Here is a 25,326-nt window from a genome sequence, read left to right as displayed (position 1 = left end):
GTGCCGCACCGGCACCCCCTTCTCCGATGTCTACCCCAGCAGCAACAGCGCCTGGTCGAGCGCCTGCAGGAACCGGTTCGTCGTCACCCGGTCCCGCACCGCGATCCGCAGCCAGTGCCGGTCGAGCCCCGGGAAGGTGTCCCCGCGCCGCACGGCGAAGCCGAGCAGCCGCAGCCGGTCGCGCACCGCGTCCGCGCCCTCGATCCGTACGAGCACGAACGGGCCCTCCGCCGCCGCGACCACCCGTACCTCGTCGAACTCCGCGAGCCCGGCCAGCAGGTGCGCCCGCTCCACCCCGATCCGCAGCGCCGCGTCCTCGGCCTCCATCAGCGCCACCGGCGCCATGCACGCCTCGGCCGCCACCAGCGCCGGCGTCGACACCGGCCACAGCGGCTGTACGCGTTCGAGCGCGGCGATCGTCTCCGGCTCCGCCAGTACGTAGCCGATCCGCAGCCCCGCGAGACCCCAGGTCTTCGTCAGGCTCCGCAGCACCACCAGACCCGGCACGTCCGTCCGCGCGGCGAGCGACTCCCGCTCGCCCGGCACCGCGTCCATGAACGCCTCGTCGACCACCAGCCACCGCCCCGGCCGGGCGAGCGACGCGATCGTCGCCGCCGGGTGCAGGACGGAGGTCGGATTGGTCGGATTGCCGATGACGACCAGATCCGCGTCCTCCGGCACCTGCGCCGGATCGAACCGGAACCCGTCCTCCTCGCGCAGCAGTACCCGCTCCACCGCGTGCCCGGCGTCCCGCAGGGCCGCCTCCGGCTCGGTGAACTGCGGATGCACCACCACCGCCCGCCGCGCCGGCAGCGCCCGCGCGAGCAGCACGAAGGCCTCCGCCGCGCCCGCCGTGAGCAGCACCCGCCGGGCCGGCAGATCGTGCCGGTCGGCGACCGCGGCCCGCGCCGCCCGCCCGTCCGGATAGGCCGCCAGGCCGGTCAGGGACTCGGCGATCCGCTCCCGCAGCCAGTCCGGCGGAGTGTTCGTCCGCACATTGACCGCGAGGTCGGTCAGCTTCTCGTCCCGGACCTCGGCGTCGCCGTGGTGTCTGAGGTCGTGCGCGTCAGCGTCAGCGGAGGTGCCCGCAGGAGTGTCGATGTCCATGGCCGCCGTCGTGTGGGGGGTGGGGATGGGAGTGGTGCCGGTGGGGTGAGTGTGGGGCTCGCCACCGATGTACCCGTGAGTATCGGGCAACAACCGTGCGCCTGGGGAGACTTCGTTCGGACGAAGTGGTACGGAACGGGCAATGGCGCAGGTCACACGCCTGGTTTTCCGCTTCGGCACCAGAAGCACCGCCCCCGGCCCCGCCGCCCGCAGCGCCGCCGCCTCCGCCACCGACGCCGTGCCCGTTGCGGCCAGCGGCCGCTCGGAGGGATGCGGTACGGCCACCCCGGCCAGCTCCGCGCTCCCGAACACCCGCACCGGCACCCCGACCCCGACCCCGGACCCGGTCCCGGGTTCCATCCTGGTCCCGGCCCCGAGCCGCGCCGCCGCCCCGACGATCCCCGGCTCGCCCGCCCGTACGTCGAGCGTCGCCAGCGCCGTCACCGCCGCGCCCGTAAGCCCCGCCTCCCGCAGCGCCGCACCGATGAGACCGAGCACCTCGTCCACCGTGACCCCGGACCGCGCCCCCACCCCCACGATCACGTCGACGACCACGTCGAGGTGCGCGGGAGAGGCCGCATCGGATAGCAAAGGCCCATGGCTGTAGTCGTCGCGCTCGGCGCGTTCCTGATGACGCTCTTCGGCGGCTGGGTCGCCGGACGCGTCACCGACCGCCGCCATCTCGTCCTCGGTCTCGCCGGCGGCCTGATGCTCGGCGTCGTCGGACTCGACCTGCTGCCCGAGGCCATGGACGCCGCAGGGGAGGCCGTCTTCGGCGTCCCGCAGGCCCTGCTGCTCTTCGTCGGCGGCTTCCTCTTCGCCCACGTGGTGGAACGTCTCCTCGCCACCCGCCGCGCCTCCTCCCACGGCGCCGAGAACGGGGGCGGGGACGGCGGGAAGCCGGGGGAGCGGACCCCGCAGGTCGGACTCGTCGCGGCCGCCGCCATGGTCCTGCACAGCCTCATGGACGGCATCGCGCTCGGCGCCGCCTTCCAGGTCAGCGGCGGCATGGGCGCCACCGTGGCGCTCGCCGTCATCACCCACGACTTCGCCGACGGCTTCAACACGTACACGCTCACCAGCCTGTACGGGAACGACCGGCGCAAGGCCGTCGCCATGCTCGTCGCCGACGCGGTCGCCCCGATCGCCGGCGCCGGCCTCGCCACCCTCCTCACCCTTCCGGAGGAACTGCTGGGCAGCTATCTCGGCTTCTTCGGCGGTGCCCTGCTCTACCTCGCCGCCGCCGAGATCCTGCCCGAGGCCCACCACGAACACCCCGCCCGCACCACCCTGCTGTGCACGGTCGCGGGCGTGGCCTTCATCTGGCTCGTGGTGGGCCTCTCCGGCGGCTGAACTCACGCCGTCTGACCGCCGGTGCCCGCGCAGTGCGCCACGAACCGGGCGGCGGCCTGCGGGGCCCCGGCCCAGTGCGTGTGCACATAGCTGGCGTGCACCCCGCCCCGTACGAAGCCCTCCACCCGCATCTCCGGCTGGCGCAGCCCCCAGGCCGGCTGCTCACCGGCCCCCGGCTCGATCACCGTGCGGTGGAACTCGTGCCCCCGCATCCGCGTTCCGGCCGCCGCGAGCACGCTGTCGCCGACGGCCACCGCGTCCCGGTAGCCGAGCGTGAGCCGCGGCGACATCCGCGCGTCCGCGTCGAGCACCCCGCACATCGGGCGCCCGTCGAGCGAGCGCGCCAGATACAGCAGCCCGGCGCACTCGGCCGCGATCGGCGCGCCCGAGGCGGCGAGCTCCGCCACCGCCGCCCGCAGCTTCGCGTTGGCGGACAGCTCCTCCCCGTACACCTCGGGGAACCCGCCGCCTATGACCAGCCCCCGGGTCCCCTCGGGCAGGGCCTCGTCCCGGAGCGGATCGAAGGTGACGACCTCGGCGCCGGCTGCGGTGAGCAGCTCGGTGTGCTCGGCGTACGAGAAGGTGAACGCAGCCCCGCCGGCGACGGCGACGACCGGCCGGCCGGCCCGCGCAGGCCCCGCCATCTCGGTGGACCCCTCCGCCGACCACGGCTCGTCGCGCAGCTCCGGCGCCGACCGCGCCAGAGCCAGCAAGCCCTCCAGGTCGCAGCCCTGCCGCACCTGCTCCGCCTGCGCCGCCACCGCCTCGACCGCCGCGGCCTGCCGCTCCGCCACCGGCACCAGACCCAGGTGCCGCGACGGCGTCTCCACGGCGGGCGCCCGTCGCAGCACGCCGAGCACCGGCACCCCGGACTCCTCCAGGGCCTCCCGGAGCAGCGCCTCGTGCCGGTCGGTGGCGACCTTGTTCAGGATCACCCCGCCAAGCCGCACCTCCGGGTCCCAGGACGCGAAGCCGTGCACCAGCGCGGCCACCGACCGCGACTGCGACGAGGCGTCCACGACGAGCACCACCGGAGCCTTGAGCAGCTTCGCCACCTGCGCGGTGGAGGCCAGTTCGCCCTGGCCCGCGGCCCCGTCGTACAGGCCCATCACGCCCTCGACGACCGCCAGGTCGCAGCCCCGCGCCCCGTGCAGGAACAGCGGCGCGATCCGGTCCGTGCCGCACATGAACGCGTCGAGGTTGCGGCCCGGGCGGCCGGTGGCGAGCGCGTGGTAGCCCGGGTCGATGTAGTCCGGGCCCACCTTGTGCGGCGAGACCGCGAGCCCACGGCCGGCGAACGCGGCCATCAGACCGGTCGCGACCGTGGTCTTGCCCGCGCCCGAGGACGGCGCGGCGATGACGAGACGTGCTACCACTCGATGCCCCGCTGGCCCTTCTGACCCGCGTCCATCGGGTGCTTCACCTTCGACATGTCCGTCACCAGGTCGGCGAAGTCGACCAGCTCCTGCGGCGCGTTGCGGCCGGTGATGACGACGTGCTGCTGCCCGGGACGGTTCGCGAGCACCTCCACCACCTCGGCCGTGTCGATCCAGCCCCAGTGCAGCAGATAGGCGAACTCGTCGAGGACGTAGAACTTGTACCTCTCCTCGGCCAGGTCCCGCTTGACCTGCTCCCAGCCCTCGCGCGCCTTGTCCTCGTGCGACTGCTCGCCCTCGGCGACCTCGCGCTGGATCCAGGACCAGCCCTCGCCCATCTTGTTCCAGACGACCGTGCCGCCCTTGCCGGTCTCGCCGAGCGCCTTCAGGGCGTTCTCCTCGCCGACCCGCCACTTGGCGGACTTCACGAACTGGAACACCCCGATCGGCCAGCCCTGGTTCCAGGCGCGCAGCGCCATGCCGAAGGCGGCCGTCGACTTCCCCTTGCCGACGCCCGTGTGCACCATCACCAGGGCGCGGTTGCGGCGCTGACGGGTGGTGAGACCGTCGTCCGGAACGACGGTCGGCTGTCCCTTGGGCATTTACGCGGCCCTCCTGGTCGCAGAGTGGTTGTTCTGTCCCTGTACGTCCCTGACGAGGCCGGCGATCGAGTCGGCGCGCAGTTCGTCCAGGGTGACGGCGGTGCCGCCGAGTTCACGCGCGAGGTTCCCGGCGAGGCCGAGCCGCACCGGTCCCGTCTCGCAGTCCACGACCACCGCGGCCGTGCCGTCGGCGGCGTGCAGCCGCGCCGCCCGCGCGGCGAGCGCCACCGGGTCCGCGCCGCCGCCGGTCGCCCGGCCGTCGGTCACCACGACGAGCAGCGGGCGCCGCGAGGGATCGCGAAGCCGCTCCACGCGCAGCACGTCGTGCGCCTTGAGCAGCCCGGCCGACAGCGGGGTGCGGCCGCCCGTCGGGAGCTGTTCGAGCCGCGCGGCGGCGGCGTCCACGGACGAGGTCGGCGGCAGGGCGAGATCCGCGGTCCGGCCCCGGAAGGTGACCAGACCGACCTTGTCACGCCGCTGGTACGCGTCGAGCAGCAGCGAAAGCACCGCGCCCTTCACGGCGCCCATCCGCTGCCGCGCCGCCATCGACCCGGACGCGTCCACGACGAACAGGACCAGATTGCCCTCCCGCCCCTCGCGGGTCGCCTGCCGCAGATCGTCCCGCCGCACCACCAGACCCCGGCCGCTGCGCCCGCGCGCCTGCTGGTGCGGGGCGGCGGCCTGCACGGTCGCCGCCAGATGCAGCTTGGTCAGCGCGCCCCGGGGGCGGGTCGCGCCGGTCGTCCGCCCGTGCTCCGTACGGGCCCGGGAGCGGCGCCCGGCGGCGCCCTCGCCGAGCCCGGGCACGCTCAGCATCTTCGTACGGAAGGGCTCACCGGCCTTGACGGCGGCCCGCTCGCCGGCGCCGCCGCCGCTCTGCGGTGCGGGGGCGCTCTCGGGCGCCTCGGCGGACTCCGGCGCGGGACTGTCGGGTCCCTCGCTCTGTGGCGGAATCCCACCGCCGTCATCCGGACCGCCCCCGCCGGGCCCGCCGTCGCCCGGGCCGTCCGGCTCCGGGTCGTCGTCGGGCTCGTCCTCGCCCTTGAACTGCTCCAGGGTCTCGTCGAGCTTGTCCTCGTCCAGACCCGGAGCGTCGAAGGGATTGCGCCGGCGCCGGTGGGGGAGCGCGAGCAGGGCCGCCTGCCGTACGTCCTCGGAGGTGACCTCCGTCCGCCCCGCCCAGGCGGCGAGCGCGGTCGCCGTCCGTGCCATCACGATGTCGGCGCGCATGCCGTCCACCTCGAACGCGGCGCAGGTCGCCGCGATCTGCAGCAGCACCGCGTCCCCGAGCGCCACCTTCGGCAGCAACTCCCGGGCGGCGACGATCCGTTCGCGCAGCGCCCGCTCCTCACCCGCCCAGCGCGCGGCGAACGCCGCCGGATCGTCCTCGAACGCCAGCCGGCGCCGCACCACCTCGACCCGCTGCTCCGGCTCCCGGGAGGCGGCCACCTCCACGGTAAGACCGAACCGGTCGAGCAGCTGCGGCCGCAGCTCGCCCTCCTCGGGGTTCATCGTCCCGACGAGCAGGAAGCGGGCGGCATGCCGTACGGAGACGCCTTCACGCTCGACGTACGAGGAGCCCATGGCGGCCGCGTCGAGCAGATGGTCCACCAGGTGGTCGCTGAGCAGATTGACCTCGTCGACATAGAGGATGCCCCGGTGCGCATCGGCGAGAAGCCCCGGCTCGAAGGCTTTCACGCCCTCGGCGAGCGCCCTCTCGATGTCGAGCGAGCCGACGAGCCGGTCCTCGGAGGCGCCGACGGGCAGCTCGACCATCCGCGCCGGCCGCGCCTCGTACGCCCCCTCGGCGTGCGGCCCGTCCGGGCACCCCGGATCGGGCGCCGCCGGATCACAGCTGAACCGGCAGCCCGCGACCACCGGCACCGTCGGCAGCAGTTCAGCGAGCGCGCGGACGGCGGTCGACTTCGCGGTCCCCTTCTCGCCCCGGACCAGCACACCGCCCACGGACGGAGACACCGCGTTCAGCAGCAGCGCGAGCCGCAGGTCGTCCATGCCGACGACGGCGGTGAACGGATAGCGGGTGTTCATCGGGTGGTCACTCCTTCGAGTGGCATTCGTACGGCTCGGACGTTTCCGTGGTGGGTCTGCGACAACATGAGGCCCTCCTTGCCACCGCGGGGATGGCCCGCTGCTTCACGAGCACTTGATCGGGCTGCTCCGCTGCTCCCCGCACACGCGGGGATAATCCCGCCCGGCATACTCACGGCGCACCCGGCGGTACGAACGGCAGCCCCACCGGCGCGCCCTTCTCGATCAGCCGCAGCAGCGCGTCCGTGTCGGCGTGTTCCTCGATCAGGTCGCCGAGGCGGTCGAGCTGTTCCTCGCGCAGGGCGCCGAAGCTGGTGTCGGGCGCGGGTACGAAGGCCCGCCCGGCCGCGGCGGCCACCTCGCGCAGGAAGGCGCGGCGGAAGCCGTCGCTCTCCAGGGAGCCGTGCCAGTGGGTGCCCCAGACGGCGCCGACCCGGCAGCCGTCCAGGAACGCCTCCCCGCCGAGCACCTCGGCCACGCCGTGGTGGATCTCGTACCCCTCGACCCGCTCGCCGAGCGCCTCGCCGACCGGCCGGGCCAGCGTCTTCTCGGGCGCGAACCGGACCCGTACGGGAAGCAGCCCCAGGCCCGCCACCGCGCCCGCGCGGGACTCGACCTCGTCGTCGATGTGCTCGCCGAGCGCCTGGAAGCCGCCGCAGATGCCGAGGATCGGGCGGCCCTCGGCGGCCCGCCGGACGAGCGCGTCGGCGAGGCCGCGCTCGCGCAGCCAGGCGAGCGCCTTGACGGTGCCGCGCGTGCCCGGCACCACGACCAGGTCCGCGTCGGCGAGCTCCTCCGGGCGGTCCACGAAGCGGACCACGACACCCGGTTCGGCGGCCAGTGCGTCCACGTCCGTGAAGTTGGACATCAGCGGTACGGCGCAGACGGCGACCCGCAGCACGTCCGCGCCGACCGGCGGCGCCACGACCGACTCGCGCACCGCGCCGCGCAGCGAGACCCGCAGGCCGTCCTCCTCGTCGATGCCGAGGCCGTGCGCGTACGGCAGGACACCGAGCGTCGGGCGCCCGGTGAGGCCCAGCAGCATGTCGAGCCCCGGTTCGAGCAGCGTCACGTCGCCGCGGAACTTGTTCACCAGATAGCCGGCGATCAGCTCCTGGTCCTCGGGCGCGAGCAGCGCCGTCGTGCCGAAGAACTGGGCGAAGACCCCGCCCCGGTCGATGTCGCCGACCACGACCACCGGCAGCCGCGCGGCCCGCGCGATGCCCATGTTGACGATGTCGGTGCGCCGCAGATTGATCTCGGCGGGGCTGCCCGCGCCCTCGCAGATCACCGCGTCGTGCGTGGCGCGCAGCTCCTCCAGGCAGGCGAGGACCGGCTCGAACAGCTCCTTCTGCCGCCCCCCGTGGTAGCCGCGGGCGCTCAGCTCCCCGACCGGCCTGCCCATCAGGACGACCTGGCTGGACCGGTCGCTGCCGGGCTTGAGCAGCACCGGGTTCATCAGCGCGGTCGGCTCCACGCGCGCGGCCTGCGCCTGCATGGCCTGCGCGCGGCCGATCTCCGCCCCCTCCCGCGTCACGAAGGAGTTGAGGGACATGTTCTGCCCCTTGAACGGCGCCACCTTGACGCCCTGCCGGACCAGCCACCGGCAGATGCCGGCCGTCACGACGCTCTTGCCCGCGTCGGACGTGGTCCCGGCGACGAGCAGCCCCCCACCCCTCATGCGTTCCTCCGCTTCAGCGCGCTCGCGATCATGCGGCCGCCCACACAGACGGCCAGGGTCAGCCAGGTCACCCGGCGGGAGAGCCGGACGGCCCGCTCGATGTCGGCGACCTCGACGGGCCGCCCCTCGCCGTTGAGGACGGGCCGGTGCTCGACCCGTCCGCCGTACGAGAGGGTGCCCCCGAGTCGTACCCCGAGCGCCCCCGCGAACGCCGCCTCCACCGGCCCCGCGTTGGGGCTCGGGTGCTTGCCCGCGTCCGCCCGCCAGGCGCGCACGGCGCCCCGCGGGTCGCCACCGGCGACGGTCGCGAGGACGGCGGTGAGCCGGGCGCCGGGCGCGCCGGCCAGGTCGTCGAGGCGGGCCGAGGCCCAGCCGTAGCGCCGGTAGCGCGGCGACTTGTGGCCGACCATGGCGTCCAGGGTGTTCACGGCGCGGAAGCCGAGCAGCCCGGGTACTCCGGCGACCGCGCCCCACACCAGCGCGCCGACGACGGCGTCGGAGGTGTTCTCGGCGACGGACTCGACGACCGCGCGGGCCATCGCGGGCCCGTCGAGCGCCTGCGGGTCGCGGCCGACCAGGTGCGGCATGCGTTCCCGGGCGACCTCCAGGTCCCCGGCGGCGAGCGCCCCGCCGATCGCGCGGGCCTCCCGGCCCAGGGTCGTACCGCCGACGACGGCCCACACGGAGGCGGCGGTCAGGGCGGCGGTGGCGGCGCGGCTGCCCCGTACCGTACGGGCGGCGAGGGCGCCGAGCGCGACGGCGCCGCCCGCGCAGACGGCCGTGTGCAGGGCGCCCCGGCCACGGTCGTCGCGGTACAGGCGCCGTTCGACGGCGCTCGCGGCCCGGCCGAAAGCGGCGACGGGATGGGCGCGGCGCGGATCGCCGAGGAGCAGGTCGACGGCGAGGCCGGCGGCCGCTCCGTACGCGAAGAGGGACGTGCGGGCGGACGGTCTGGAGCCGCGGCCGGGCATGACGCTGTGTCCTCACTCAGGGTCCGCGCCCTGGATCGACGTGACCGGCGGCGAGAGTTCCTGACTCCCGGCCCCTCGGGGGCCGGTCACAGTGGCGGGACCGCGCCGGAATCGCACCGGACTTCCTCTTCTTGCCGCCGTAATGGCCCCGGCAGTCCACCACGCCCCGCGAACACCCGTCAACTCACCCCTGACCAGGGACTGACCTGCGACGGGTCACTGTGCGAAGCACCACAAACACGGCAGTGGGGTCCCCACCCGAAGGTGCGGACCCCACTGCCGTGAACGTTCCGTCAGGCGACGATCAGGCGACGATCAGATAGATGCCGTACGCCACGGCCGCCGCGCAGAGCGCGAAGCAGGCGTAGGCGCCGGTACGGGCCAGGGTGGCGGAGCCTCCCTGGGCCGCGGCCTGCTCCTGCTTGCCGAGGCCGACGATGCCGAGGGTGAAGAGGCCCACGAGGGCCACGGTGGCCACGAGGCTGACTCCGAAGACGGAGCCGAGGGCTGCCCAGTCGATCTTCATGCTGTTCCGGTTCCTCTTCCTCAGACCGCGGCGGCGGGGGCCGCGGGAGCGGCGGGGTCCGCGGGGTTGGGGGCGGGGATGGTGGTCTTCAGGTCCGGGTCCGCGACGGCGGCGACGGAGCCGGCGGCCGGCGGCGGGGTGACGGCGGCGATGGCGGTGGTGACGACGCCCGCGGGCTCGGCCGCGGTGTCGGTGCCGGCACCGGACTCGACGTCGTTGACGTTGGTGTGGTCGACCACCTGGCGGCGCGAGACCAGCCAGATGCCGACGCAGGAGGCGACCAGGAAGGCCGCGACCACGTACACGCCCCACTGGCCCTGGCTGGCGACGAACTCGGCACCGGCGCCGACCAGGCCGGCGGCCGGGAGGGTCAGGCCCCAGGCGACGAACATCCGGGTGGCGGTCGACCAGCGGACGACACCGCCCTTGCGGCCCAGGCCGGCGCCCATCACGCCGCCGGAGACGACGTGGGTGGTGGAGAGCGAGAAGCCGAGGTGGGCGGAGGCCAGGATGGTGGTGGCCGCGCTGGTCTGGGCGGCGAAGCCCTGCTGCGGCTGGAGGTCCGTGAGGCCCTTGCCCATGGTGCGGATGATGCGCCAGCCGCCGAGGTAGGTGCCGAGCGCGATGGCCGTACCGGCGGAGACGATGACCCAGACCGGCGGGTTGGAGCCGGGGGCGAGGACGCCGCCGGCGACCAGGGCCAGGGTGATGATGCCCATCGTCTTCTGGGCGTCGTTGGTGCCGTGGGCGAGGGAGACGAGACCGGCGGAGGCGATCTGGCCGGCCCGGTAGCCCTTCTCGGTCGTCCTGGCGTCGGTCTTCTTGTCCAGGCGGTACGTCAGGCGGGTGGCGAGCATCGCGGCCAGGCCGGCGACGATCGGCGCGGCGACCGCCGGGATGAGCACCTTGGTCACGACGCTCTCGCCGTTGACCCCGCTGAAGCCGATCGAGGCGACGGTCGCGCCGATGAGGCCGCCCATCAGGGCGTGGGAGGAGCTGGACGGCAGTCCGACCAGCCAGGTCACCAGATTCCAGAGGATCGCGCCGACGAGCGCGGCGAGGATGACTTCGGGCTGGATGCCCTCCTCGTTGACGAGCCCCTTGGAGATCGTCTTGGCGACCTCCACCGACAGGAACGCGCCGACCAGGTTCAGCACGGCGGACATGGCCACCGCCGTCTTGGGCTTGAGTGCACCGGTCGAGATGGTCGTCGCCATCGCGTTGGCGGTGTCGTGGAAACCGTTCGTGAAATCGAACACGAGAGCTGTCACGACCACAATGGCGAGCAGCAGCGTGATGTGTTCCATTTACCCAGGCAATCGTTTGACGTCAGTGGCTGCTTGAACGTACGCAACCTGGGTGAACGGAAGGTGAACTGGGTCGGGCGCAGTGGTGTCCCTATCCGGAGGGCGGAGGTTCCGCTTCCGTTTGTGTTCGTACGGATGTCCACGATGCGGTCAGGGTGCGACCCCGGGTAATCCGGGCGTTTCCGGGCCTCGCGCAACGCGCGTAGCGTCCGCCCCTCCCGCTCCGTATCGCCCCGTGGACCACGTCAGCCGCACGGAGGACCCGGCGGACGAGACCCACGTCACTCGGAGGAGGGCCGTCACGGCTTCGCCGCACCCACCGAGGGGCCCGCCCGGTGGCAGGGCGCGGGCAGGCTGCCGACACTGGGAGCGTGCGCCCGGCTACAGCGACGGCAGCGGCCGTCACCACAGTGACAGTCCTCGGCGCGGCCGCGGTGGCGGCCGGCCGCTACGCCAGCGACGCCGCCCTCGGGGTGCCCTCGGGCCGCCCCTTCCCCGGCGATCCACGGCTCACCGTGCATGCCACCGGCCCCGGCCGGATCACCCTCACCCGCGCCCTGGCCTCCCTGCGGCCCGGCACCTACGGGATCGAGGCGGACGGCCTGCACGCGGTGATCGGCCCGGTCCTCGACCGGGTCCCGCACACCGCCGACACCGTCGTCCGGCGGCTCGAACGGGTCGAGCTCGGCACCCTCGGCCCCGGCGCCAAGGTCCGGCTCACCCCGCAGCTGCACTGCGGCACCCCCGAGACCGCGCTCGGCCTGCGGTACGAGGAGGTCGAGATCCCCGGCGAGCTCGGCAACCTGCCCGGCTGGCTCGTGCCCGGCGCGCGCGGCACCTGGGTGATCGCCCTGCACGGCCTCGGCACCACCCGCGAGCACCCGCTCAACCTGGTGCCCTTCCTGCAGCGGCGCCAGGTGCCCGTGCTGATCCCCGCCTACCGCGGCGACGCCGGCGCGCCGCCCGCCCCCGACGGGCTCGCCCACCTCGGCGACTCCGAGTGGCGCGACGTCGACGCCGCCATCCGCTACGCCGTCCGGCGCGGCGCCACCGGCGTCGTCCTGCACGGCTGGGGCACCGGTGCCTCGATGGCCCTGCACGCCGCCGCCGGCTCCGGGGTGCGCGACCGGATCCGCGGCCTGGTCCTCGACTCCCCGGTCCTCGACTGGGAGACCACCCTGCGCAACCTCGCCGCCGCCCGCCGGATCCCCGCCGTCCTGCTCCCGCTCGCCGTCCGCGCCGCCCAGGGCCGCACCGGACTGCACGGCGACCGCATCCAGGAGGCCGCCGACCCGGCCGCGCTGCGCGTCCCGGTCCTCCTCTTCCACGGCCCCGACGACACCATCGCCCCCTGGGAGCACTCCCGCCGCCTCGCCGAGCTCCGCCCCGACCTGGTCACCCTCACCCCGGTCACGCGCGCCCCGCACGCGGCCATGTGGAACGCCGACCCGGTCCGCTACGAGGAGGCGGTACGGCGGTTCGTGACCCCGCTCGTCTAGACACCCCTCCGGACGCCCCTCTGGACACCCGTCCTGGACACCCCTCGTCCGGACGCGCGCCCAGGGCCCGTCAGGAGCCCCGGAGGGCCCCGGCGGCGGGGTCGCCGATTCCGATTGGGCTTTCGGGCCGTCAGCGGGAAGACTGCCCTCCGTGACGTCTCGAAAGCCCGATGAACCCTTCGCGCGCAACTCCAGACTCCGACTCGTCCGTCCGGGGGCCCTCGCCACCGCACGAAAGGCCGTGACGGCCCGGCGGACCCGGCCGGCGCCGCGGCCGCCCGAGGGGACTCCGCCCCGCGCGGAACTCGCCCTGCAGGCACGCGCGGTGCTCGCCGACGCGGTACGCATCGCCCGCTGGGCCGCCGTCGGCCGGCGGCCCGAGACGGCACCCCCGGACGGCGAACGGGCCGCCGCCGCACTGGACCTGACCCCCGGACAGGTCCGGGCCGGCTGGGACCGCGCGCGGCTCGCCGGGCTCGTCGAACTGCACGGCGAGACCGCCCGCCCCGGCTGGCGGCTGCAGGCCTGGGACCGGGACGACTCCGCCGTCCTGCGCGGCTGGGTCGCGCTGTTCGACGCCTGGTCGCTGGTGCACCCGGCGCCCGAAGGCGTCGCCGCCGGCGCCGTCGCCGAAGTCGTCGAGGCCGTCCCGCAGGTGCTCTCGCTGCTCCAGCTGTCCGCCGGGCCGGTGGCCGTCAGCGGACTGCTCGACCTCCTGGAGCAGCGCGTGGACGAGCTCCGCGAGGAGCGCTGCGAGGTGCCGGACCCCGGCGAGGCCGTCGAACAGGCCCCCGCCGAGGGGCTGCCGCCGCTGCTCGACTGGGCCCTGGAGGGCCTGGCCGCCGTCGGCGCGCTCACCCTCGCCGCCGCCCCCGGCGACCGGCACGCCACCCTCACCCCGCTCGGCAACTGGGCGGTCTGGGTCAAGCTGGAGCAGATCTGCGTCGCCGCGCAGAGCCCGGCCGGCAACATCGAGCAGTCCGCCGAGGACATGCTCCGCGGCTGCGCCCGGCTCACCCCCGGCCCGGCCCGCGACGAGTACCGCGCCTGGCTCGCCGCCCGCACCCTCACCAGCGCGGTCGCCGAACTCCTCGCCGTCGCCCGCGGCGAGGACGCCCTGCTGCGCGGCCTCGCCTTCGAGGCCCTGCGGGTCGTCGGCGCCCCGGCCGAGCCCGAGGTCCGCGCCGCCCTCGCGGACGCCTCGCTCCGCCCGTACGCCCTGCTCTGGCTCGCCGAGTGCGAGGGCGCGGACCCGGACGAGGCCCCCGAGGTGCTGACCCGCGAGGAGGCCACCTGGCTGTGGGTGGACACCGCGGCCGCCGTAGCCGACCACGGCGAGGGCATGCTGCTCGTTCGGCACCTGGACTCCGCCGTGCAGGGCACCGTGCCCGCCCTGCTCGACGAGGTCCGCGCCGTCGGCCACCCCCGCACCGTCCAGGTCCTGGTGGCCCTCGCCGCCGCCCACCCCGACCCGGCCCTCGCGAAGGCGGTCCGCCGCGCCGCCTTCCAGGTCCACACCGGCGGGGCCTGAGCCCCGGCCCGGCACGCCCGGACCCCGCGGCCCGGACCCCGCGCCGCGGGGTCCGGGCGGGCCGCCGCCGGGAATTTCAGGGGAACGGTTGATCGACTCCGCCTAGAATCGCTTCGCCCTGAGCTCCCCTGTGCCGGTCACAGGGGCAGGGCACGCGCATTCCTTGGGGGGAACCGCATGCCACCTCTGTCCATAAGGAGACGGCAGCGGACCAGGAGCGGCTCGAGCCGCGGCCGTACGCCGCTCGCGCTCGCCGCACTGGTCCTCACCGTCCTCACCACCACGCTCGGCGGGGCCGCCACGGCCGGCGCCGCCACCGCACCCACGCCCGCTCCGGCCAAGACGTCCGCTCCGGCCAGGACATCCGCCGCGCCCGCGCCCCGGACCACGTCCGCCCCCGCCGGACCGCAGGGCCCCGCGGCCCGGTCCGCCGAGGCCGCGAAGGAGATCCGGGCGCTCACCACGGCCGCCGACGCCGACACCTGCTCCGGCCCCGTCGAGCCGAACGCCGTGCACGCCTGCGCCGCGCTCCCGGCCGGCGGAGCGGAGTACACGCTCGACCTCACCCACGCCCCCGACCTGCTGTTCGTCCAGGTCGTGTACACCGCGTCGGGGCCCCTGACCACCACCCTCACCGCGCCCGACGGCAGCACCGTCGCCTGTGAGCGGCTCGCCGACGGTTACGGCGTCACCCGCTGTCCCATCACCGCGAAGGGCGCCCACACCCTGCGCGTGCGGGACGACTGGAACTACGGCGGCGGACTCACCGTGTCCTACACGGCCCTGCTCTCCGACCCGGCCTGCACCACCGTCACCGAGCCGGACACCGCGCTCGGCGCGCCCAAGACCTTCGACGGCTCCCTCGCCGCCGGCGCGGCGGGCCACTGCTACGCGCTGCCCCTGGTCACCGGCGAGGTCCTGCGCACCCACGTCTCCCCGTACTGGGCCCTCGCCTCCGTCCACGACGCGACCGGCGCCGAGGTGTGCTCCACCCGCTCCCGCAGCTCCGGGGAGCTCGACTGCACGCTCACCGGCCCCGCGCCCTTCCGCGTCCTGGTGAACGAGGACGCCGGACGGAGCGTCGACCACACGGTCGCGTTCGCCCGGCTCTCCCGGCCCGACGGCTGCCCCACCGTGCAGCCGCAGGCGTACGGCACGGTGCCCGAGGCCGGCTCCGCCGCGCGCTGCCGCGTCCTGCACGTCCCGGCCGCCGGACCCCACCTCTACGCCCCCGTGGGCGAAGGCGTCACCGGCCGCCTCTTCACCACCGACGGCACCCCGGTGTGCGCCGCGGCCGGCGACAAGCCCTGCGAGCTCGCCGCGGGCGACTACACCTGGGCCCGGGACGGCGCGAGCGCCGGAACCGAGCCGTACGGCATCCGCTTCCACCGGACGGACCAGACCGAGGGCTGTGTCGCCGTGCGCGACGACGGGCTCGCCTCCGGCCCCGCGACCGGCACCTTCACCGGCGCCGGCCAGTCCCTGTGCCTGACCCTGCCCACCGCCTCCGGCCGCGGCGTGTACCTCCTCGACCGGGCCACCGCCGAGGACGCCGCCCGCCCCGCGCCGCGGGTCTTCGACGCCAAGGGCCAGGCCCAGTGCGGCGACGGCGGGCCGACCGTCTGCAAGCTGACCGGGACCGCCCCGTTCCACGTCGTCCTGACCGGCCCCGCCACCGGCACCTACCGGCTCGCGGCGCAGCGCACCGGCGACGGCCCGGGCTGCACCCCCTGGGCCCAGTCGCCCTTCGGCGGCAGCTGGGGCGCCGAGGTCCGGATCGAGCCGCCGGTGCGCACCGCCTGCCTGTCCCTCGCGGCGAACGCGCACTCCACGGCCGAGTTCTTCGACTACGCCAACGACAGCAACCGGGCGAACGCCTGGGTCGCCGTCCACGACACCGCCGGCAACAAGATCTGCGAGACCAGCGCCACCTCCACGGCGGCCTGCAAGCTCACGGCCGGTGCGCCGTACACGGTCCTGCTCTCGGCCAACACGTACGCGCCCGACACCTACCGCCTCGTCCGGCGGGACATCTCCGCCACGGCGAAGTGCGCGGCCCCCGCGTCGCTCGCCGTCGGCGGCCCGTCCACCGGCACCACCTTCGACTCGGCTCTTGCCAGCACCTGTCTGCGGGTCACCGCGGCGGCCGGCGACAAGATGCTGTTCTCGGCCCGGACCCCCGGCGCCGCCTGGCGGACCGGTGCGATGCTGAACGTCGCCGACGGCAGCGGCACCATGCGCTGCTGGAACGCCGGCGCCACCTGCAAGGTCACCGGCGCCACCTCGTACCTGGTCTTCGCCCTCGCGTCCGGCTACAACGGCACCCCGATCCCGGTCCGCCTGGACACCTGGAAGATCGCCACTGCGGCGGGCTGGGCCCCCGAGTGCACCGCCAACACGGTGTCCCCGGCCGGCTTCTCGCTGCGCAGCGGGACACTCACCGAGACCAGGACCGCCTACTGCGCCGTCCTCGACATGAAGCCGAACCAGGCCTTCAAGGTGGTCGGCACCGACAGCGCCCCCGGCACCGAGACCGCCTGGACGACCCTGCTCACGGACACCTCGTTCAACGGCGTGAACGAGGACGCGTACCAGTGCGGCGGCAGCTACGGGGAGTTCCGCTTCCGCTGCCTGACCACCTGGAACGCCCGCGCCGGCCGGTATGTCTTCCTGCTGCGCCCGGGCGACGCACCGGCCCCGTTCGAGTACTCGATGCAGGGCCTGTGCGACCAGGGGTGCACCGAGCCGCGGAAGTACGGCGACGTGTCCGCGCTGAGCAGCACCAACGGGCCCGCCGGAACGGCGAACCAGGTCGTGCTGACCGGCACGAACCTGACGCTCGGCACCGAGCTCGTGCTGCGCGGTGACACCGCGTCGAGCGAGTACCGCATGAACCCGGCGGTGTCCGTCCGCTCCGACGGCACCGCGCTCACCGCCCTGCTCAACACGGCCGGGCTGCCGCCGGGCAGCTACGACCTCGTGGTCGACGGCGCGGGCTACTCCTCGGGCACCCGCTCGCATGGCTACCTGCCGAAGGCGTACACCGTGACCGCGCCGGCCGAGGCGACCCCGGGCCGGTTCGTCCCGATCGCGCCGACGCGGTTCCTGGACACCCGTAACGGCACCGGTGCGCCCAAGGCACGGGTCGCTGCGGGTGGCACGGTGAAGCTGAAGGTGGCGGGCGTCCAGGGCGTTCCGGCCACGGATGTCACCGCCGTGGTCATGAACGTGACGGCGGTCGCGCCCACCGGCAACGGCTTCGTCACCGCGTATCCCGACGGCGGGTCGCTGCCCACGACGTCCAGCCTCAACTACACCGGCGGCCGCACCCTCTCCAATCTCGTGACGGTCTCCGTCCGCAACGGCGTCGTGGACCTGCGCAACAGCGTGAGCACCGTCGACCTCGTCGCGGACGTGGCCGGCTACTACACGGCCGAGGCGGGCCAGGGCTCCGCGCTGACACCGATCGCGCCGACGCGCTTCCTGGACACTCGTAACGGCACCGGTGCGGCGAAGGCGCGGGTCGGTGCGGGCGGCACGGTGAAGCTCAAGGTGGCGGGCGTGCACGGCGTTCCGGCCACGGGTGTCACCGCGGTGGTCATGAACGTGACGGCGGTCGCGCCCACCAACAGCGGCTTCGTCACCGTCTTCCCCGACGGCAGCCCGCTGCCCGCCGTGTCGAACATCAACTACACGGCCGGCCGCACCCTGCCCAACCTGGTGGTCGTGCCGGTGCTGAACGGCACGGTGGACCTGCGCAACAGCGCCGGCACCGTCGACCTGCTCGCGGACGTGACGGGCTACTTCTCCGCCACGGGCGCGCCGTTCGTCTCCACCGAGCCCACCCGGCTGCTCGACACCCGTGCGGGTCTCGGCGCCCGGGCCGGCGCGGTCGGCCCCGGCGAGGTCGTGAGCATCCGGGTCGGCGGCGTGCACGGGGTGCCGGCGGAGGGCGTCAAGGCGGTCGTCCTGAACGTCACCGTCACCGGCGCCACCAGCGACAGCTATCTGCGGGCCCACCCGCACGGGCAGCCGCTGCCGGTCGTCTCCAACCTCAACTTCACCAAGGGGGAGACGATCTCGAACCTGGTCGTGGTACCCGTGGTCGACGGACGGGTCAGCTTCGTCAACCACTCCGGTTCGACCCAGGTCATCGCCGACCTGAACGGCTACTACGCCGGCTGATCACCCCGCCGCGGCGCCGGGGGCGTACGTCCCGAAGCTCCAGACGTTGCCCTCGGCGTCCCGCGCCATGTAGTCGCGGGAGCCGTAGTCCTGGTCGGTGGGCGGCATGACGATCTGCACGCCGTGGGCGACGGCCCGGGCGTGGTGGTCGTCGACGTCGGCCACCCGCACGTAGATGCCGGTCGGGCCGCCGCCGGCCATGATCTTGTCGAAGGTGCTGCCGGTGCCCGTGCTGCCGAGCATCACCATGCCGTTGCCGTAGGACAGCTCGGCGTGCATCACCCGGCCGTCCTCGCCCTCGTACACGGCGTGCACGGTGAAGCCGAAGGCCTCCGTGAGCTGCTTGATCGCGGCCTTCGCGTCCTCGTACCGCAGGGCGGGGCAGATGTCGGGCGCGTCCGTCATCGCGATCGCCTCCTTTTCTGTGACCTGGATCTCAGTCTGGCAGCGGGCCGCTCACCGGAAGGTGTTGCACTGCGCCATGTCGCCGGTGCGGTAGCCCTGGTAGAACCACTGCTGGCGCTGGGCGGCCGAGCCGTGGGTCCAGTTCTCCGGGGTGACCCGGCCCTGGAAGCGCTCCTGGATCCGGTCGTCGCCGACCGCCGCCGCCGCGTCCAGGCCGTCGCGGATGTCCTCGTCCGTGAGCCGGGTGAGCAGCGGGCGGCCCGTCCTGTCGTCAGGGGTGGTCGTCGCGTGCCGCGCCCACACCCCCGCGTAGCAGTCGGCCTGCAGCTCGACCTTCACCGCGTTGGAGTTCGCGCCGGTCCGGCCGTCCTGGGCGCGGGACAGGGTGCCCATCAGGTTCTGCACGTGGTGGCCGTACTCGTGCGCCACCACATAGGCCTGCGCGAAGGGCCCGCCGGTCGAGCCGAACTTGGTGCGCAGCTCGTCGAAGAAGCCCAGATCCAGATAGACCTGCCGGTCGCCGGGGCAGTAGAAGGGGCCGACGGCCGAGCTGGCCTGCCCGCAGGCGGTGGGGACCTGCCGGCTGAACATCACGGTCGAGGCGGCGCCGTAGCGGCCGCCGCGCCGCGCGTACTCGGCGCGCCAGTAGTCCTGCAGGCTGTTGACGACCGCCACGATCCGGCAGTCCTCGCGGGTGTTGGCGTCCGCGCCGGTCCGGCAGCTCTGCTGCACCTGGGCGACGGAGGAGGCGCTCGCGGCCGGCTCGTCGCCGCCCGAGGAGAGTCCGAGCTGCTCGGGGCCCACTCCGAAGAGCAGGCCGAGGATCAGCGCGATGACACCCGCGATGCCGCCGCCGACCGTGGCCCGGCCGCCGGGAATGCGGCTGCCCCGGACGTCCTTGACCTCTGATGTGTCCAGGTTGGCGTCGTCGTCGAACTGCATGGCCACCGCCCTCCGCGTCTCTGCCGAGTATCAGCAGACAAGGAACGCTTCACCCGTTTTACCTGGCATGTGAGGTATGTCGCATGGCCCAAAAGCAGTTGCAGGTGCCCGTTAGACTGGCCGCATGGCCATTCTCCCCGCGCATTAGCGGCGTCGAAGCTCCGCGCCAGCCGTCCTTCCGCCGTCTTCCCCACCGCCCTGGAGTCTGTCCGTGATCACCGCTTCCGGCATCGAGCTGCGCGCCGGCGCCCGAGTCCTCATCGAGAACGCCTCCTTCCGCGTGGCCAAGGGCGACCGCATCGGCCTCGTCGGCCGCAACGGAGCGGGCAAGACCACGCTCACCAAGTGCCTGGCCGGCGAGGGCCAGCCCGCCGGCGGCACCATCACCCGCTCCGGCGAGGTCGGCTACCTCCCGCAGGACCCGCGCACCGGCGACCTCGACGTGCTCGCCCGCGACCGCGTCCTGTCCGCCCGCGGCCTCGACGTCCTGCTCCGCAAGATGCGGCAGAACGAGGAGCGCATCGCCAACGGCTCCGGCGCCACCCGCGACAAGGCCCTCAAGCAGTACGAGCGCCAGGAGACCGAGTTCCTCACCAAGGGCGGGTACGCCGCCGAGGCCGAGGCCGCGACCATCGCCGCCGCCCTCGGACTGCCCGACCGGGTCCTCGGCCAGCCGCTGCACACCCTCTCCGGCGGTCAGCGCCGCCGCATCGAGCTCGCCCGCATCCTCTTCTCCGACGCGGACACCCTGCTCCTCGACGAGCCGACCAACCACCTCGACGCCGACTCGATCGTCTGGCTGCGCGACTACCTCAAGACCTACCGGGGCGGCTTCATCGTCATCTCCCACGATGTCGACCTGGTCGAGACCGTCGTCAACAAGGTCTTCTACCTGGACGCCAACCGCTCGGTGATCGACGTCTACAACATGGGCTGGAAGCTCTACCAGCAGCAGCGCGAGGCCGACGAGAAGCGCCGCCGCCGCGAGCGCCAGAACGCGGAGAAGAAGGCCGCCGCGCTCAACTCGCAGGCCGACAAGATGCGCGCCAAGGCCACCAAGACCGTCGCCGCGCAGAACATGGCCAAGCGCGCCGAGCGCCTGCTCTCCGGCCTTGAGGCGGTCCGCGCCTCCGACAAGGTCGCCAAGCTGCGCTTCCCGGAGCCCGCGCCCTGCGGCAAGACCCCGCTCACCGCGGAGGGCCTGTCCAAGTCGTACGGTTCACTCGAAATCTTCACCGACGTGAACCTGGCCATCGACAAGGGCTCCCGGGTCGTCATCCTCGGCCTCAACGGCGCCGGCAAGACCACCCTGCTCCGCCTCCTCGGCGGCGTCGAGCAGCCCGACACCGGTGAGGTCACCCCGGGCCACGGCCTCAAGCTCGGCTACTACGCGCAGGAGCACGAGACCCTCGACCCCGCGCGCACCGTCCTGGAGAACATGCGCTCCGCCGCGCCCGACCTCGACCTGGTCGAGGTGCGCAAGGTGCTCGGCTCCTTCCTCTTCTCCGGCGACGACGTGGACAAGCCGGCCGGCGTGCTCTCCGGCGGCGAGAAGACCCGGCTCGCGCTCGCGACCCTGGTCGTCTCCTCGGCGAACGTGCTGCTCCTCGACGAGCCGACCAACAACCTGGACCCGGCCAGCCGCGAGGAGATCCTCGGCGCGCTGCGCACGTACAAGGGCGCGGTCGTCCTGGTCACCCACGACGAGGGCGCCGTCGAGGCGCTCGACCCGGAGCGGATCATCCTGCTCCCGGACGGCGTCGAGGACCTGTGGGGCGCCGACTACGCGGATCTGGTCGCCCTGGCCTGACCCGCCGTACTGGATCATTCGGCTCATGGGTGATCCATCATCTGAGTGAGAGCATCTCGTACCTCCGGCGCGGGCCCTGCGGAATCCTTCCGCCTGGGCCCGCGCCGCACTCGTTCCGGCCTCACCGCGCTGACCTGGCACTTCCCGTCCGAGCGTGCCGCCGGGCCGGTTCCGGAGCGATCGGAACGATCAATTCCGGTCGTGGCGATCGGCGCCGCTCGGCGCAAGCTCGTGGCACAGACCTTGTCGAATGGGTGGCCAGGACGTCCGAGAGGGGTGATCATGAGAAGTCCAGAGCGCACTTCCCATGAGGAGGCACGGGTGGCCGAGACTCTGAAGAAGGGCAGCCGGGTGACCGGCGCCGCGCGCGACAAGCTCGCGGCAGACCTGAAGAAGAAGTACGACTCCGGTGCGAGCATCCGGGCGCTGGCCGAGGAAACCGGCCGCTCCTACGGATTCGTCCACCGGATGCTCAGCGAGTCCGGAGTCACGCTGCGCGGACGCGGCGGAGCGACACGGGGCAAGAAGGCGGCCTCGGCCTGACACCGGGCTGACACAGGGGCGGCTCGACCGGTCCACCGGGTCTCTCGGTGGCCACCCGGTCGGCCGTGCGGTCGACCGGGTGGTTACTGTGCAGTCACTTAGCATCGGATGCAGTGCTGCACCGTAACCGGGAGACGCCCCATGACTACGTTCGACGATTCCGAGCACGCAGAGCTCGTTTTCGACAAGGACGGTGTACGGCTCACCGTCGAGGACGCCGTTGCCACGGTGACCCTGACCAATCCGGCGAAGCGCAACGCCCAGTCTCCCGCTCTGTGGCGGGCGTTGACGGAGGCCGGCCGGTCGCTTCCGGGCAATGTGCGGATCGTCGTCCTGCGGGGTGAGGGCAAGTCCTTCTCCGCCGGACTCGACCGCCAGGCGTTCACGCCCGAGGGCTTCGACGGAGAGCCGTCCTTCCTGGAGATGGCGCGCGGGTCCGAGGCGGACCTCGACGCGCTCATCGCCGAGTACCAGGAGGCGTTCACCTGGTGGCGCCGCAGCGACATCGTGTCGATCGCGGCCGTCCAGGGCCACGCCATCGGCGCCGGATTCCAGCTCGCCCTCGCGTGCGACCTGCGGATCGTCGCCGACGACGTGCAGTTCGCCATGCGCGAGACCAGCCTCGGTCTGGTCCCCGACCTCACCGGCACGCACCCCCTGGTCTCCCTCGTGGGCTACGCCCGCGCCTTGGAGATCTGCGCGACCGGCCGTTTCGTGCACGCCGAGGAGGCCGAGCGCATCGGCCTCGCCAACATCGCCGTGCCCGCCGCCGAACTCGGCGCAGCCGTACGGGACCTCAGCGCCGCCCTGCTCGCCGCACCGCGCTCCGCCGTCATCGAGACCAAGGCGCTCCTCCAGGGCGCCTCGGGCCGCTCGTACGAGGACCAGCGCACCGCCGAGCGCGCCGCCCAGGCCCGCCGCCTGCGCGACCTCGCGGGCCTCGGCGAGTAACGCCGCCGGGCCGGGCGCTCCGGTGCCGCGCCGGCCCCGAGCCGCCCGCGGTCTCACCGCAGTTCCGACACCACCACCGTGACCGTCGTCGCCTCCGGGGCGGCGGCGGTCACGGCCGTGCGCAGGGCGCGGGCCGTGTCGACGGCGCGGTGGTCCTCCGTCACCGCGGCCGCCACCTCGACCCGTAGCCGGCCGTCCGGCAGGCGAAGCACCGGCGGGCCGAAGGCGTCGGTCAGGGCCGCCACCCCCGGAACCGCGAGGGCCGCGAGGGCGGCGGGGTCGTCGGGGGCGGGCGGGGAGGTTCGCCCGGGCGGCCCAGTGGGCGGCGGGGAATCCGGGAGCGCGTCGAGCAGCTCCGTCACCCGGAGGTCCACCTCCGCCACCACCAGGCCCAGCGAGCCCTCCGCCGTACGGAGCAGCGCGGTCCGCAGCCGGTCCGCGAGCTCCGGCAGCGGGCGCCCCGCCACCGCCGCGAAATCGAGGGTCACCCGCAGCGGCCCGGGCGGCAGCCCGCCCGGCGGTACGGGGAAGGGGGCGTCGCCCGTGTCGTCCGCGAGCCGGAACCGCAAGGCGTCCGGGGCCAGGCCCCGTACCCCGCGGGCAGCCTCAAGGAGCGCGCCCCGTACCGCCCGCTCCGCGATCCACGCGCCGTCCGCCGCCTCACCGAGCGGCAACAACCGGTCCGTCGTCATTGCTCCAGCCTGCCGCATCCCCGGCGCGATACCGGGCAAGCCGCCTTAGTGTGGGCGAACAAGGCAAAAGCCTCAGGGAAGGACGGGTGGCGATGGCTGACAACGCACACTCCGACCAGCAGAACCCCGTGACCAGGCGCGGCGGCGGCGATCCCGCCGCCCGGGGCCGCACCACCATCGCGGACGGTGTCGTCGAGAAGATCGCCGGGCTCGCCGCCCGCGAGGTCGTCGGCGTCCACGCCATGGGCAGCGGCCTGTCCCGCACCCTCGGCGCCGTGCGCGAGCGGGTGCCCGGCGGGGGCGGCAAGTCCGGCGGTGTGACCCGCGGCGTCAAGGCCGAGGTCGGCGAGGTGCAGACCGCGCTCGACCTGGAGATCGTCGTCGACTACGGCGTCTCCATCACCGAGGTCGCCGGCGCGGTGCGCGAGAACGTCATCGCCGCCGTCGAGCGCATGACCGGCCTGGAGGTCGTCGAGGTCAACATCGCCGTCAGCGACGTGAAGCTGCCGGACGAAGAGGAAGAAGAGCCGGAGTCGCGGCTCCAGTAGCCGCGGGCGGCACGGCGGAAAGGGCACAGCATGAGCATGGCGGTGGTCGGCCTGGTGGCCGGCATGGCGCTCGGCTTCGCCGGGTACTTCGGCGGCTTCGGCGCGTTCGTCCTGGTCGCCGCCCTCGGCGCGGTCGGCTTCGTGGTCGGACGGTTCCTCGACGGGGACCTGGAGCCGGGCGACTTCTTCCGGGGCCGCGAGCGCGGCGACCGGCGGCGGTGACCCGGGTGCCGGACCTGCTCGACCCGCGGCCCGACCGGGCGGACCCGGTCGGCGCCGCCGCCCGCGGCGCGACCACGATCGCCGACCGGGTGGTCGCCAAGATCGCCGCGCAGGCGGCCCGCGAGGCGATCACCGTCCCCAGGGAGGGCAAGCCGCCGCACGCCTCGGTCGTCGTCCACCGGGACGTCGCCCGGGTCTCGGTGAGCCTCGAACTCGACTACCCCGCCGACCTCGGGCACCAGTGCGGCGCCGTGCGCGTCCGGGTCCGCGGGCGGGTGGAGGACCTCACCGGCATCGAGGTCCACGAGGTCGCCGTACACGTCGAACGGCTCCACTCGGCGCACACGGCCCACGACCGGAAACGGGGGCGACTGGCATGACCACCGGACCGGAGGAGAGACCGGATCCCGAGGCCCCCGGGACCGTGCCCGTCCTGGAGAAGGACCCGTCCCGGAACCCGCCCCCCGAGGACCACGGACCGCCCGTACGCCGCTTCTGGGCCGTGCGGCGGATCCCCGCCGCCGTCGTCGCGGCCGTCCTCCTCGGCGCCGCCGGACTGCTGCTCTACGACGTCGCCGCCGTCCGCGCCGAGCACACCGCCATGGCCTGGCGCCGCTCCCTCGCCGACGACCTCGCCACCCGCCCGCTCGACGACATCGTCGTGGTCGCCGGCGCGTGCGTCGCCGTGGTGCTCGGACTCTGGCTCCTGGTCCTCGCGCTCACCCCCGGCCTGCGCGCCGTGCTGCCGATGCGCCGCGAACACGCCGACGTGCGCGCCGGGCTCGACCGCGAGGCCGCCGCGCTCGCCCTGCGCGACCGCGCCATGGAGGTCTCCGGCATCCAGTCCGTACGGGTCAGGATGCGCCGGTCCAAGGTCGGCGTCCGGGCCGTCTCCCACTTCCGCGAACTCGACGAGGTCCACGCCGACCTGGAGACCGTCCTCCACGGCGGCATCGACGAACTGGGCCTCGCGCACCCGCCGGCCCTGACGGTACGGGTGGCCCGCCCGCCCAGGAAGGGGTGACC

At 74.1% G+C, this 25,326-nt stretch carries 22 protein-coding genes and 1 riboswitch; of the genes, 11 read left to right on the top strand and 11 right to left on the bottom strand.

Translation table 11 applies throughout. The annotated features are described in order from the left end of the window. Positions 1-30: 30 nt before the first annotated feature. A complete protein-coding gene (gene cobC / locus JAO84_RS07765; RefSeq protein WP_370411605.1) occupies positions 31-1,698 on the bottom strand; it encodes an Rv2231c family pyridoxal phosphate-dependent protein CobC in 1,668 nt (555 codons plus the stop codon). A 6-nt stretch (positions 1,699-1,704) separates the two neighbouring features. Here cobC and JAO84_RS07760 point away from each other — a divergent pair, with 6 nt between their 5' ends. Continuing rightward, positions 1,705-2,460, top strand: coding sequence for a ZIP family metal transporter (locus JAO84_RS07760; RefSeq protein WP_370411603.1), 756 nt, complete (start codon positions 1,705-1,707; stop codon positions 2,458-2,460). 2 nt (positions 2,461-2,462) lie between these two features. Here JAO84_RS07760 and JAO84_RS07755 read toward each other — a convergent pair whose 3' ends face one another. From JAO84_RS07755 to JAO84_RS07725, 7 genes are all read right to left on the bottom strand, one after another. Beyond that, positions 2,463-3,836: a cobyrinate a,c-diamide synthase gene (locus JAO84_RS07755; protein WP_370411601.1), complete on the bottom strand. Its 1,374-nt coding sequence runs from the start codon at positions 3,834-3,836 to the stop codon at positions 2,463-2,465. Then, positions 3,830-4,438, bottom strand: coding sequence for a cob(I)yrinic acid a,c-diamide adenosyltransferase (cobO, locus tag JAO84_RS07750; protein WP_265866045.1), 609 nt, complete (start codon positions 4,436-4,438; stop codon positions 3,830-3,832). Before cobO ends, JAO84_RS07755 begins: the two co-directional genes overlap by 7 nt. Then, positions 4,439-6,487, bottom strand: coding sequence for a putative cobaltochelatase (locus JAO84_RS07745; protein ID WP_370411599.1), 2,049 nt, complete (start codon positions 6,485-6,487; stop codon positions 4,439-4,441). It lies immediately after the preceding gene. A gap of 172 nt (positions 6,488-6,659) precedes the next feature. Then, entirely contained in the window at positions 6,660-8,168 is a 1,509-nt protein-coding gene (locus JAO84_RS07740) for a cobyric acid synthase (protein WP_370411597.1), read from the bottom strand. Next, positions 8,165-9,139, bottom strand: coding sequence for a cobalamin biosynthesis protein (locus JAO84_RS07735; protein ID WP_370411595.1), 975 nt, complete (start codon positions 9,137-9,139; stop codon positions 8,165-8,167). Before JAO84_RS07735 ends, JAO84_RS07740 begins: the two co-directional genes overlap by 4 nt. Positions 9,140-9,172: 33 nt before the next feature. After that, positions 9,173-9,308, bottom strand: a riboswitch (cobalamin riboswitch). A gap of 135 nt (positions 9,309-9,443) precedes the next feature. Further along, on the bottom strand, positions 9,444-9,665 hold the full coding sequence (locus tag JAO84_RS07730) for a hypothetical protein (RefSeq protein ID WP_370411593.1): 222 nt from the start codon (positions 9,663-9,665) through the stop codon (positions 9,444-9,446). Between the two features lie 20 nt (positions 9,666-9,685). Beyond that, positions 9,686-10,972 carry an anion permease gene (locus JAO84_RS07725; RefSeq protein WP_370411591.1) on the bottom strand — a complete coding sequence of 429 codons (1,287 nt, stop codon included), beginning with the start codon at positions 10,970-10,972 and terminating at the stop codon, positions 9,686-9,688. A 371-nt stretch (positions 10,973-11,343) separates the two neighbouring features. Between JAO84_RS07725 and JAO84_RS07720 the strand changes: the two genes are divergently transcribed. The 3 genes from JAO84_RS07720 (at position 11,344) to JAO84_RS07710 (ending at position 18,187) form a co-directional block, all read left to right on the top strand. Further along, on the top strand, positions 11,344-12,471 hold the full coding sequence (locus JAO84_RS07720) for an alpha/beta hydrolase (RefSeq protein WP_370411589.1): 1,128 nt from the start codon (positions 11,344-11,346) through the stop codon (positions 12,469-12,471). Positions 12,472-12,622: 151 nt separating this feature from the next. Beyond that, entirely contained in the window at positions 12,623-14,002 is a 1,380-nt protein-coding gene (locus JAO84_RS07715) for a hypothetical protein (RefSeq protein ID WP_370411587.1), read from the top strand. A gap of 177 nt (positions 14,003-14,179) precedes the next feature. Then, positions 14,180-18,187, top strand: coding sequence for a hypothetical protein (locus JAO84_RS07710; protein WP_370411585.1), 4,008 nt, complete (start codon positions 14,180-14,182; stop codon positions 18,185-18,187). On the opposite strand, the gene JAO84_RS07705 is transcribed toward JAO84_RS07710, so the two are convergent. Together JAO84_RS07705 and JAO84_RS07700 are read right to left on the bottom strand one after the other, a co-directional pair. Then, positions 18,188-18,592: a VOC family protein gene (locus tag JAO84_RS07705; protein WP_370411583.1), complete on the bottom strand. Its 405-nt coding sequence runs from the start codon at positions 18,590-18,592 to the stop codon at positions 18,188-18,190. It abuts the gene before it with no gap. A 51-nt stretch (positions 18,593-18,643) separates the two neighbouring features. Further along, positions 18,644-19,534, bottom strand: a complete 891-nt coding sequence (locus JAO84_RS07700; RefSeq protein WP_370411581.1) for a neutral zinc metallopeptidase — start codon at positions 19,532-19,534, stop codon at positions 18,644-18,646. A gap of 211 nt (positions 19,535-19,745) precedes the next feature. On the opposite strand from JAO84_RS07700, the gene JAO84_RS07695 reads away from it, so the two are divergent. From JAO84_RS07695 to JAO84_RS07685, 3 genes are all read left to right on the top strand, one after another. After that, positions 19,746-21,344 (top strand): ABC-F family ATP-binding cassette domain-containing protein, encoded by a 1,599-nt coding sequence (locus JAO84_RS07695; protein ID WP_265866035.1) that lies wholly within the window; start codon positions 19,746-19,748, stop codon positions 21,342-21,344. Positions 21,345-21,665: 321 nt separating this feature from the next. Then, complete coding sequence (locus tag JAO84_RS07690) at positions 21,666-21,887, top strand: helix-turn-helix domain-containing protein (RefSeq protein WP_006123601.1); 222 nt, start codon at positions 21,666-21,668, stop codon at positions 21,885-21,887. Positions 21,888-22,028: 141 nt separating this feature from the next. Continuing rightward, the gene (locus JAO84_RS07685) at positions 22,029-22,838 is read left to right on the top strand and encodes an enoyl-CoA hydratase/isomerase family protein (protein ID WP_370411570.1); all 810 of its coding nucleotides are present in this window, start codon (positions 22,029-22,031) and stop codon (positions 22,836-22,838) included. Between the two features lie 53 nt (positions 22,839-22,891). On the opposite strand, the gene JAO84_RS07680 is transcribed toward JAO84_RS07685, so the two are convergent. Further along, positions 22,892-23,530, bottom strand: a complete 639-nt coding sequence (locus JAO84_RS07680; protein WP_370411568.1) for a hypothetical protein — start codon at positions 23,528-23,530, stop codon at positions 22,892-22,894. Between the two features lie 92 nt (positions 23,531-23,622). Between JAO84_RS07680 and JAO84_RS07675 the strand changes: the two genes are divergently transcribed. Genes JAO84_RS07675 through JAO84_RS07660 form a run of 4 tightly spaced genes read left to right on the top strand, consistent with a single transcriptional unit; the run spans position 23,623 to position 25,324 of the window. Beyond that, a complete protein-coding gene (locus JAO84_RS07675) occupies positions 23,623-24,078 on the top strand; it encodes an Asp23/Gls24 family envelope stress response protein (protein ID WP_370411566.1) in 456 nt (151 codons plus the stop codon). 30 nt (positions 24,079-24,108) lie between these two features. Beyond that, positions 24,109-24,300 carry a hypothetical protein gene (locus JAO84_RS07670; RefSeq protein ID WP_265866021.1) on the top strand — a complete coding sequence of 64 codons (192 nt, stop codon included), beginning with the start codon at positions 24,109-24,111 and terminating at the stop codon, positions 24,298-24,300. Between the two features lie 5 nt (positions 24,301-24,305). Then, positions 24,306-24,680 (top strand): hypothetical protein, encoded by a 375-nt coding sequence (locus JAO84_RS07665; RefSeq protein ID WP_370411564.1) that lies wholly within the window; start codon positions 24,306-24,308, stop codon positions 24,678-24,680. Next, entirely contained in the window at positions 24,677-25,324 is a 648-nt protein-coding gene (locus JAO84_RS07660) for a DUF6286 domain-containing protein (protein WP_370411562.1), read from the top strand. Before JAO84_RS07665 ends, JAO84_RS07660 begins: the two co-directional genes overlap by 4 nt. The last annotated feature ends 2 nt before the right edge of the window (positions 25,325-25,326 follow it).

Source organism: Streptomyces fradiae, assembly GCF_041270065.1.
Lineage (GTDB): Bacteria > Actinomycetota > Actinomycetes > Streptomycetales > Streptomycetaceae > Streptomyces.
This window is presented reverse-complemented; position numbering and strand designations above follow the sequence as displayed.

What these genes read in the sequence shown, in the direction of transcription:
- JAO84_RS07660 (WP_370411562.1), top strand. Translation starts at nt 24,677, where the DNA reads ATGACCACCGGACCGGAGGAGAGACCGGATCCCGAGGCCCCCGGGACC.
- JAO84_RS07675 (WP_370411566.1), top strand. Translation starts at nt 23,623, where the DNA reads ATGGCTGACAACGCACACTCCGACCAGCAGAACCCCGTGACCAGGCGC.
- JAO84_RS07680 (WP_370411568.1), bottom strand. Translation starts at nt 23,530, where the DNA reads ATGACGACGGACCGGTTGTTGCCGCTCGGTGAGGCGGCGGACGGCGCG.
- JAO84_RS07735 (WP_370411595.1), bottom strand. Translation starts at nt 9,139, where the DNA reads ATGCCCGGCCGCGGCTCCAGACCGTCCGCCCGCACGTCCCTCTTCGCG.
- JAO84_RS07685 (WP_370411570.1), top strand. Translation starts at nt 22,029, where the DNA reads ATGACTACGTTCGACGATTCCGAGCACGCAGAGCTCGTTTTCGACAAG.
- JAO84_RS07710 (WP_370411585.1), top strand. Translation starts at nt 14,180, where the DNA reads ATGCCACCTCTGTCCATAAGGAGACGGCAGCGGACCAGGAGCGGCTCG.
- JAO84_RS07745 (WP_370411599.1), bottom strand. Translation starts at nt 6,487, where the DNA reads ATGAACACCCGCTATCCGTTCACCGCCGTCGTCGGCATGGACGACCTG.
- JAO84_RS07730 (WP_370411593.1), bottom strand. Translation starts at nt 9,665, where the DNA reads ATGAAGATCGACTGGGCAGCCCTCGGCTCCGTCTTCGGAGTCAGCCTC.
- JAO84_RS07725 (WP_370411591.1), bottom strand. Translation starts at nt 10,972, where the DNA reads ATGGAACACATCACGCTGCTGCTCGCCATTGTGGTCGTGACAGCTCTC.
- JAO84_RS07700 (WP_370411581.1), bottom strand. Translation starts at nt 19,534, where the DNA reads ATGCAGTTCGACGACGACGCCAACCTGGACACATCAGAGGTCAAGGAC.
- JAO84_RS07760 (WP_370411603.1), top strand. Translation starts at nt 1,705, where the DNA reads ATGGCTGTAGTCGTCGCGCTCGGCGCGTTCCTGATGACGCTCTTCGGC.
- JAO84_RS07670 (WP_265866021.1), top strand. Translation starts at nt 24,109, where the DNA reads ATGAGCATGGCGGTGGTCGGCCTGGTGGCCGGCATGGCGCTCGGCTTC.
- cobO (WP_265866045.1), bottom strand. Translation starts at nt 4,438, where the DNA reads ATGCCCAAGGGACAGCCGACCGTCGTTCCGGACGACGGTCTCACCACC.
- JAO84_RS07705 (WP_370411583.1), bottom strand. Translation starts at nt 18,592, where the DNA reads ATGACGGACGCGCCCGACATCTGCCCCGCCCTGCGGTACGAGGACGCG.
- JAO84_RS07740 (WP_370411597.1), bottom strand. Translation starts at nt 8,168, where the DNA reads ATGAGGGGTGGGGGGCTGCTCGTCGCCGGGACCACGTCCGACGCGGGC.